Source organism: Micromonospora sp. NPDC049171, from assembly GCF_040648275.1.
GTDB lineage: Bacteria > Actinomycetota > Actinomycetes > Mycobacteriales > Micromonosporaceae > Micromonospora.
The window spans coordinates 1,826-3,537 of sequence record NZ_JBEZDJ010000061.1 but is presented as its reverse complement, the minus strand read 5'-3'; the positions used below and the strand labels follow the sequence as shown (position 1 = coordinate 3,537).

The 1,712-nt window shown below is 57.4% G+C and carries 1 rRNA gene (cut by a window edge); it reads left to right on the top strand.

The features are described from left to right. The first annotated feature begins 147 nt into the window (after positions 1-147). A 23S ribosomal RNA gene (locus AB0B14_RS36630) occupies positions 148-1,712 on the top strand (it continues 1,617 nt past the right edge of the window).

Sequence of the window (1,712 nt, the reverse complement as noted above, 5' to 3'; positions counted from 1 at the left end):
GGCCCTCCGTGTGGGGGCTGGGAGTCTGCCAGGCATGGCCTGGCTCCACATACCGCTGGTCCTGAGGGGCTGGGTTTGGTGTGGGGCGGATCGGGTTGTGGGTTGGTCGTTTGTTGAGAATTGCACAGTGGACGCGAGCATCTTTGTGGTCAAGTTGTCAAGGGCGAACGGTGAATGCCTTGGCACCAGGAGCCGATGAAGGACGTGGGAGGCCGCGATAGGCCTGGGGGAGCTGTCAACCAAGCTGTGATCCCAGGGTGTCCGAATGGGGAAACCTGGCACCAGTCATGTGGTGTCACCCACACCTGAACACATAGGGTGTGTGGAGGGAACGCGGGGAAGTGAAACATCTCAGTACCCGCAGGAAGAGAAAACAATTTAGTGATTCCGTGAGTAGTGGCGAGCGAAAGCGGATCGAGGCTAAACCGGCTGCGTGTGATACCTGTCAGGGGTTGCGTGGTCGGGGTTGTGGGACCCTGCTGAACAAGCTGACACTTGTTCGAGAAGTTACAAAGTTAGTGGCTAGTCGAACAGTCTGGAATGGCTGACCGTAGACGGTGAGAGTCCGGTAGGTGAAAGTTGCTGACCTTCTGTGGGTGTTCCCGAGTAGCGGCGGACCCCTGAAATCTGCCGTGAATCTGCCAGGACCACCTGGTAAGCCTAAATACTTCCTGGTGACCGATAGCGGACAAGTACCGTGAGGGAATGGTGAAAAGTACCCCGGGAGGGGAGTGAAATAGTACCTGAAACCGTTCGCCTACAATCCGTCGGAGCCTTGCGGGGTGACGGCGTGCCTTTTGAAGAATGAGCCTGCGAGTTAGTGGCATGTGGCGAGGTTAACCCGTGTGGGGGAGCCGTAGCGAAAGCGAGTCTGAATAGGGCGATTCAGTCGCGTGTCCTAGACCCGAAGCGGAGTGATCTAGCCATGGGCAGGCTGAAGCGCGGGTAAGACCGCGTGGAGGGCCGAACCCACCAATGTTGAAAAATTGGGGGATGACCTGTGGTTAGGGGTGAAAGGCCAATCAAACTCCGTGATAGCTGGTTCTCCCCGAAATGCATTTAGGTGCAGCGTCGCGTGTTTCTTGCCGGAGGTAGAGCACTGGATGGTCTAGGGGGCCCACAAGCTTACCGAAATCAGCCAAACTCCGAATGCCGGTAAGTGAGAGCGCGGCAGTGAGACTGCGGGGGATAAGCTTCGTAGTCGAGAGGGAAACAGCCCAGATCACCAGCTAAGGCCCCTAAGCGTGTGCTAAGTGGAAAAGGATGTGGGGTCGCATAGACAACCAGGAGGTTGGCTTAGAAGCAGCCACCCTTTAAAGAGTGCGTAATAGCTCACTGGTCAAGTGGTTCCGCGCCGACAATGTAGCGGGGCTCAAGCACACCGCCGAAGCTGTGGCATTCACATTTTATCCTCGCTTGGACTTGATTCCTTGTGCAGGTGTGTGGATGGGTAGGGGAGCGTCGTGCCGCGAGTGAAGCAGCGGGGTGACCCAGTTGTGGACGCGGCACGAGTGAGAATGCAGGCATGAGTAGCGAAAGAAGGGTGAGAAACCCTTCCGCCGGATGACCAAGGGTTCCAGGGCCAGGCTAATCCGCCCTGGGTGAGTCGGGACCTAAGGCGAGGCCGAGAGGCGTAGTCGATGGACAACGGGTTGATATTCCCGTACCCGCGAAAGAGCGTCCCTGATGAACCTCGTTGTGCTAACCACCCG